The organism is Corallococcus exercitus, from assembly GCF_003611585.1.
GTDB classification, from domain to species: Bacteria; Myxococcota; Myxococcia; order Myxococcales; family Myxococcaceae; genus Corallococcus; species Corallococcus exercitus.
Window position 1 is genome coordinate 1 of record NZ_RAVW01000484.1, and the last position, 6811, is coordinate 6811.

Below are 6811 nucleotides of genomic sequence, written 5' to 3' on the forward strand. Positions count from 1 at the left end.
GGAGGGGGCTTCCCGGCACGCGTCGGGTGGCGGGGGCGGACGCGGCGCTCCGCCACTCCGCCCCCCGGAATCAACCGGCGGCCACCTCGCGCAGGCTGTCCTCCACGCCGGCGAGCAGCAGGTCCAGGTCCGCGTCCGGGATGTTGAGCGCGGGGGCGATGTAGACCGTGTTGCCCATGGGGCGAAGGTACAAGCCCCGGCGGCGAGCGGCCTCGTACACGCGCCAGCCGCTGTCGGCGAAGTAGCCTCCGCCGCCCAGGTCCACCGCGCCCACCATGCCCACCGCGCGCGGGCGCACGAGCCCGGGGAGGGTGGCGGCCATGCGCTCGAAGGCGGCCTTCACGCGCGGCGCCTTGCGCTGCACCTGCCCCAGCACGTCCTCGTCGCGGTACACGGCCAGCACCTCGCGCGCCACGGCCGCGCCCAGCGGGTTGCCGCAGTACGAGTGCCCGTAATAGAGCGCCCGGTCCTTCGCCCCCAGGAAGCCCTGGAAGATGCGCTCCGACGCGAGCGTGGCGGCGAAGGGCAGCAGGCCCCCGCTGAGCGCCTTGGCCAGGCACAGCAGGTCCGGCACCACGCCGGCCAGGTCCACTGCGAAGCGCGCGCCGGTGCGGCCCATGCCGGTGAAGACCTCGTCGGCGATGAGGAAGGTGTCCACCGCGCGGGTGGCCTCGCGCACCTCGCGCACGAAGTCTGGCGACGACATCCACATGCCCGCCGCGCCCTGGATGACGGGCTCCAGGATGACGCCGGCGATGCCGTCCGGATCCGCCGCGAGCGCGGCCTTCACCTGCGCCAGCGCGCGAGCGTGGCCGTCGGGTTCGGCCGGTGACGGCACGTGCACCACGTCGAAGAGCAGCGGGCCGAACACGTCGCGGAACTCGTGTACGCCGCCCACGCTGGTGGCGCCGATGGTTTCTCCGTGGAACGCGCCGGTCAGCGTGATGAAGCGGGTGCGGCGGGGACGGCCGTTCTGCGCCCAGTACTGCGCGGCCATCTTGATGGCCACCTCCACCGCGGTGCTGCCGTTGTCCGAATAGAAGACGCGCGACAGCTTCTGCCCCGAGGGCACGTCCGCCCGGTCCGCGCCCGGGGCAATCGCGGTCAACTCCGCGCCCAGCCGGGCCGCCGGGCCGTGGGTGATGCCCGCGAGGGAGACGTGGGCCAGGCTGCCCAGTTGCTCGGTGAGTGCGTGCACGAGGCGCGGGTGGCGGTGTCCCAGGGTGGACACCCACCAGGACCCATTGGCGTCCAGGTAGCGCTGGCCGTCCGCGTCATGGAGCCAGACGCCCTCCGCGCGGACGATGACCAGCGGATCCGTCTTCGCGATGTACTGCTCCATGGCGGTGTAGGGGTGCCAGACGTGCTGCTTGTCGAGTCCGACGAGGGTTGCCCGATCCACGGTGGAGGCTCCTGGGCGCGAAGGGGAGTGAAGCCCGGGTGACGCGCCGCGTGCCCTTCTGCCCTCCTTTGGGGATGGCCCGCAACGTCGCGGTGCGGCGCGTGGGACGGAGGCGAATGGGTGGCCGTACGGGGGCTTATCCGCCAGCGGACAGGTGGGGGAATGGGACGCTCAATGGCGTGCGTCCGGGACGGGACGGAGGGGCAGGGGCGGTGCCGACGACGTGGGGAGCGCTGACATTGCCGTGACAGCGGGGGTGTTAGCCCTGTGTCTGTCAGCACGGGAGAGTCATGGCCATCGTCATCTTCTTCATCAGTCACTGGCTGCTCTGCGTCTTCTTCCAGAGCTTCTTCCAGCACCGTTACGCGGCGCACCGCATGTACAGCATGGGGCCGCGCACGGAGAAGGTGATGCACCTGCTCACCTATCTGGTGCAGGGCTCGTCGTACCTGTCGCCGCGGGCGTACGCCATCCTGCACCGCGAGCACCACGCGTTCTCCGACACGGAGAACGACCCGCACTCACCGCACTACTTCAAGGACGTGATGCGGATGATGTGGCACACGAAGGAGCGCTACACCGGCATCCTGACGCGCAAGATCCAGCCGGAGCCGCGCTTCGAGGGTGGCTACCCGGAGTGGAAGCTCGTGGACGAGACGCTGGGCCAGTCCTGGTTCGCGGTGCTGGGCTGGGTGGCGCTGTACACGGCCTTCTACGTGACGTTCGCGACGTCGCCCTGGCAGTTCCTGCTGTTGCCGGTGCACTTCGTGATGGGGCCGGTGCACGGCGCCATCGTGAACTGGTGCGGGCACAAGTACGGCTACCGGAACTTCAAGGGCAGCGACAAGTCGCGCAACACGCTGCCGGTGGACGTGCTGTGCATGGGGGAGCTGTTCCAGAACAACCACCACAAGTACGGCAGCAGCCCGAACTTCGCGGCGCGCGCCTTCGAAATCGACCCCACGTGGCAGGTGATGCGCGTGCTGTCCAAGCTGGGCGTCATCCGCATCACCACGCCCCAGCGCGCCGTGTACCCGGAGCCGCGCGAAGTGGCCCGCCAGAGTGGCGCCGGAGCGCAGACGGCCTGAGCATCGTGAATCATCCGGGGCATGCCCTGCCCCGGAGGTTGTCGCGGTACGGCTGTGGATGTCAGTCCCCGCACGCATGCTTCCCGTGGGCATGCGTGCCGGGAGGACGACATGAAGCAACGTGGCGTGGGTCTTCTGCTCCTGGGACTGCTTTGCGCGGGGTGTGCAACCTCCCGCGTGGTCCGGCTGGATACGGGTGCTGGCGCTCCCATCGTCTACACGCCTCCCCGGAGTGTGGATCCCATTCCCATCCCCGAGGACGGGTTCAGGGAGGTGCTGCTCCAACTCGTGCTGGAGATGCGCTTCCCCCTCCAAGCCGAGCAGCAGCCCCGCTCCCGCCTCCGACTCGCGTCCTGGGGCCCTGCTTCGAGTGAGCAGAAGCTTGATCCGACCGAATGGTGCTCCCGTCAGGAGACGCCAACGGAATGCCTGTCCTTGCTGGACGACGGCTTCTCCTTCCTGGACGTCAGTGCGCGCAGAAGGCTGGCGCTGTCCTTCGCATGGGACGGCGTATGGGATGGCGTCCAAGGTGCCGTGGCGGAGGTGGTCAATCCCCTGATGCTCAGGGCCATGATCTCCACGGCCATGGCGGCCTATATGGCCCTGCTCGTGATGCCCGAGCCCATCACGAAGCTCGTCGCCATCGCCCTCACCACCTACGTCATCGCGTACGTGGGCCTGGAGACCTTCGTTCAACTCGTGAGGGGTTGGGAGCGCCTGTCCGACGAGGCTGAACGGGCGGTGACCTTAGAGGAACTAGAGGATGCAGGGCACCGCTTCGGAAAGGTCATGGGGACCAGTGGCGCCAGGGTTCTCATCCTGGCGCTCACTGCAGCCCTAGGTGGAGGAGCTTCGAACGTGGCCGCGAAAGGCCCCATGCTCCCGGGCTTCGCGCGGGCAGCCCTCGCGGCGGAGACCAACGCAGGACTCCGCCTAACCGCCGCGGCCTCTGGCGCTGTCCGTTCCATTTCACTCGCGGAAGGCGTCCTTACCATTGGGGTCGCACCCACCGCCGTGGCCGCGGCTGCCTGGGAAGGAGCGGGAAACCCGTTGCCGTCAGGTGGAAGCGGCGGGGTGGCTTCCGTCTACGACGGTGTGAAGAACGCTCCCGGGTATCCTTCCGGCTTCAAGGCCGTCCAGAATGGGACGACGCGGAACACCGTGTCCAACAAGGCACTGTTGGAGAAGCTGCGGGAAGTCGAGCCTGGGAACTGGGTCAAGGTCTACAAGGATGGCTGGGTCGGAAGCGAGAAGGTGTCCCTCCACTACTTCGAAAGCGCATCCGGAAAGGTCTTCGACTTCAAGGTCAAACCCGGATGGAGCAACCTGTGAATCCTCCGCATCCGCCACATGAGACCCCGTCTGAAGCCATCGCCCTCCAGGCCGCAGGCGTCGAAGAGTCGCAACGCTTCGTGGCGGTCACGGCTCTGGGCATGTGCCGGGGGATTGCCCTGGGTACCCTGTCTCCCGCCTATGCATGCAGCCGGTTTCTCGGGCCAGCACTTCTGTCCCGCCTCGAAGCAATGGAGGTACACCCCGAACTCCGTCGTGCCATCCACCTTGCGACGGAACTCGAGGATGTGGCCCGGCTCGCACCTGAAGCGCTGACGGACTCCCTCACGGAGATTGAAGACAAGCTCTTGAAGGTGCTCGCGGACCTGCCGCCTCCGCGTCCCCATGGCGAGAAGTGGCTCGTGATGTCTCGATACCAGGACGGGTGAATCCGTGGGAGTTCAGCCCTGCGGGAGCGTGGCGGCCAGTGACTCGGCCAGGGTCGTGGTGGGGTGGCCGATGAGGCGGCTCAACGTGCGACCCGTGTCGTTCAGGTCGCCCCGGGCGATGCCTTCGTCCGCGTTCGCCAACACGTCGGCGTAGCCCTTGGGCAGGCCTGCCTGCTGGAGCACGGCAGAGAACTCGGCTGGTGGCAGGTCCTGGTACGTCACCGTCTTGCCGGACTGGCGCGACAGCTCCGCCACGTACTCCGGCAGTGTGAAGCCGGTGTCACCGGCGAGTTCGTACACCTGGTTCTCATGGCCCGTGCCGGTGAGCACCGCGACCGCTGCGTCCGCGTAGTCCTGGCGCGTGGCCGGAGCGACGCGGCCGTCCTTCGCGCAGCCCCGGAGCACGCCCTGCTCCAGCGTCCGCTTCGCGGCCTCCGTGTAGTTCTCCAGGTACCAACTGTGGCGCAGGAACACGAACGGAAGCCCTGAAGCGCGGATGGCCTTCTCCGTGTCCAGGTGCTCCGGCGCCAGCACGATTCGCGACGTGTCCGCGTGCAGGATGCTCGTGTAGGCCAGCAGCTTCACGCCCGCCTTCTTCGCCGCGTCCACCACGGTCTGGTGCTGCTTGCGGCGCTGTCCGACCTCGCTCGAAGAGATGAGCAGAACCGTGTCTCCCTGGGAGAACACTCCGTCCCACGTCTCCGGGTGGCTGTAGTCCGCCTTGCGAACCTGCACGCCACGCGCGGCCCAATCCTTTGCCTTGTCCGGATTGCGCACCGCGACCGCCACCTGGTTCGCGGGGACCTTCTTCAGCAGTCCCTCGATGACGAAACGGCCCAACCGGCCCGTGGCTCCCGTGACGACGATCATCGCTACCTCCGTGTTGTTCGTAGCAACAAGCGGCCCAACCGCTCGGACATGCCGGCTGTCTACCTTCCGGCCGACGCGGTCTTTCAATCCTGTCTGACTGTCGGACAGGTTCGTGCAGTGCGCCGCCCTGAAGGCTTAGAGGAACTCGTCCACGATGAAGACGCCCCCGACGGAGAACTCGAGGACAGCGGTTCCAGGCAACGACTCAGGGCGTTTCCGGAGCTGGTTCATCGCCGTCCGCGCCACCGCGCAGATGGGCACCCGCTGTGCTGCACCCGGCGGAAGTGCCTCGTAGTAGCGGATGACAGCCTGAGGCCCGCTCGTCCAGACGTACCCATAGAGGCGCGTCGGCGACTCCAGCGTTCCAAGGTCGTCGAGCAACACGCTCTCCACACGACCCTCGTACAGGGTGATGGGACGGGCATCCATCTGGTTCGCGTCGAGCTCGGCGGTCGCGCCATCTCCCACGCCCAATCGCAGATAGCGCATCGCCTTGAGCGCTTCTTCCGGGCACTTCTCGGGCCCAGGGGTTCCATCGGGCCGCAGGCTCACCTTCCCCGTCGCAGAACCAGCGCAACCCGCGATCAGGACGACGAGGATGAGACCGCACGCGAACTCAAGCGTCCTGGAGACCATCCTGCGGCTCTTACTCACGCACAAGGCGAGGGTCCAGGACCACATAGCCCTGGCGGAGGTCGTCATACCGGTAGATCTCCAGCACCAGGGTCTCCAGATGCCCTTTGGCATCAAGGAAGGCGCTCCGATCCACCACGAAGGCAAAGGTGCCCGACTGCCCTGCTGTGAGCAGAGCGTGTTCGGAACGGACAGCCACCGTTCGCGGCTCCTGGCTCTTCAGCGAGGACAACTTCGCTCGGACCGTCCGCCACGGGCGTTCCTCACTTTGATTCCTCACGGCGATGGTGACCGCAGCCTTGCCCTTGCCCGAGTAGAGCCTCATCGAAAGCATGGAGTCCGCTTCCACTGCTTCCCAGGACTTGATCAGCCGGAACGGCGTCTGCACTTCGGCCCCTGAAACCAGCAGCGCGGCCAGTGCATGGTCCGCGGAGGTTTCTTCCTCACGCAGCCGCGCGTTCTCCTCCTCCAACGCATTCTTCGCCTTGAGCGTGCGCGCCAGCACGGAGACCAGGGCCGCATAGCTCTCGCGGTCCTTGAAGACGTCCACCTGCTGATCCGCCCGGCTCCATTCCTCCTCCGGCGGCCGGAGCAGGAACGACAACTCCGTCCCATCCGCGAGCGTCACGAGCAGCGAAACACTCTCATCCGCCGCAAGGGCCCGGAGGGGCTCGATCACCACCCGCTTCCCCTCGACCACCAGCGGCTCGAAGCGCCCCTCCCACCCCAGCAGCCTCGTCTTGAGCGGGTCGCAGGGCTGTTCGAACCGGAGCACCGTCACGATCTGACCCGCCACATAGAGGCGGTGGGCCGCGTCGTCCGGGTGCTCCGACAGCACCAGGGTCCGGACCTGTGCCTTCTCCCGCGGGCCCGCCAGGGCTGGAGCGGCCGCGAGGACAAGCAAGGCAACGAACCAGCCAGGTAGGGTGCGTGGCATCGAACCTGGACCCTACCCAAGCCGCCCGCCCCACGCCAGGATTCCAGATCCGACACGCGAGTCCTGAGCGCCCTGATGTGGATTGAAGGGCGGCACCATGCCCACGAACATGCAGCGGCTGATGGCCGAAATCTCCACGCGCCACCTCCCCAACCCTGTC

The 6811-nt window shown here is 67.4% G+C and carries 7 protein-coding genes; 3 read left to right on the top strand and 4 right to left on the bottom strand.

The window, feature by feature from the left end; translation table 11 throughout:
* Positions 1–70 precede the first annotated feature (70 nt).
* Positions 71–1402, bottom strand: a complete 1332-nt coding sequence (gene bioA / locus D7W79_RS36410; RefSeq protein ID WP_120529891.1) for an adenosylmethionine--8-amino-7-oxononanoate transaminase — start codon at positions 1400–1402, stop codon at positions 71–73.
* Positions 1403–1692: 290 nt separating this feature from the next.
* Between bioA and D7W79_RS36415 the strand changes: the two genes are divergently transcribed.
* From D7W79_RS36415 to D7W79_RS36425, 3 genes are all read left to right on the top strand, one after another.
* Positions 1693–2490: an acyl-CoA desaturase gene (locus tag D7W79_RS36415; RefSeq protein ID WP_120529892.1), complete on the top strand. Its 798-nt coding sequence runs from the start codon at positions 1693–1695 to the stop codon at positions 2488–2490.
* 111 nt (positions 2491–2601) lie between these two features.
* Positions 2602–3822, top strand: a complete 1221-nt coding sequence (gene sitA5 / locus D7W79_RS36420) for a SitA5 family polymorphic toxin (protein WP_147442231.1) — start codon at positions 2602–2604, stop codon at positions 3820–3822.
* A complete protein-coding gene (locus D7W79_RS36425; RefSeq protein ID WP_120529894.1) occupies positions 3807–4211 on the top strand; it encodes a DUF3969 family protein in 405 nt (134 codons plus the stop codon). Before sitA5 ends, D7W79_RS36425 begins: the two co-directional genes overlap by 16 nt.
* Before the next feature lie 12 nt (positions 4212–4223).
* Here D7W79_RS36425 and D7W79_RS36430 read toward each other — a convergent pair whose 3' ends face one another.
* The 3 genes from D7W79_RS36430 to D7W79_RS36440 all read right to left on the bottom strand — a co-directional run bounded on the left by D7W79_RS36430 (position 4224) and on the right by D7W79_RS36440 (position 6651).
* Positions 4224–5081, bottom strand: coding sequence for an SDR family oxidoreductase (locus D7W79_RS36430; RefSeq protein WP_120529895.1), 858 nt, complete (start codon positions 5079–5081; stop codon positions 4224–4226).
* A 135-nt stretch (positions 5082–5216) separates the two neighbouring features.
* Positions 5217–5717 carry a serine/threonine protein kinase gene (locus D7W79_RS36435; RefSeq protein ID WP_120529896.1) on the bottom strand — a complete coding sequence of 167 codons (501 nt, stop codon included), beginning with the start codon at positions 5715–5717 and terminating at the stop codon, positions 5217–5219.
* Positions 5718–5727: 10 nt separating this feature from the next.
* On the bottom strand, positions 5728–6651 hold the full coding sequence (locus D7W79_RS36440; RefSeq protein ID WP_120529897.1) for a DUF2381 family protein: 924 nt from the start codon (positions 6649–6651) through the stop codon (positions 5728–5730).
* Positions 6652–6811: the final 160 nt, after the last annotated feature.

What these genes read in the sequence shown, in the direction of transcription:
- D7W79_RS36415 (WP_120529892.1), top strand. Translation starts at nt 1,693, where the DNA reads ATGGCCATCGTCATCTTCTTCATCAGTCACTGGCTGCTCTGCGTCTTC.
- sitA5 (WP_147442231.1), top strand. Translation starts at nt 2,602, where the DNA reads ATGAAGCAACGTGGCGTGGGTCTTCTGCTCCTGGGACTGCTTTGCGCG.
- D7W79_RS36425 (WP_120529894.1), top strand. Translation starts at nt 3,807, where the DNA reads ATGGAGCAACCTGTGAATCCTCCGCATCCGCCACATGAGACCCCGTCT.
- D7W79_RS36430 (WP_120529895.1), bottom strand. Translation starts at nt 5,081, where the DNA reads ATGATCGTCGTCACGGGAGCCACGGGCCGGTTGGGCCGTTTCGTCATC.
- D7W79_RS36435 (WP_120529896.1), bottom strand. Translation starts at nt 5,717, where the DNA reads ATGGTCTCCAGGACGCTTGAGTTCGCGTGCGGTCTCATCCTCGTCGTC.
- D7W79_RS36440 (WP_120529897.1), bottom strand. Translation starts at nt 6,651, where the DNA reads ATGCCACGCACCCTACCTGGCTGGTTCGTTGCCTTGCTTGTCCTCGCG.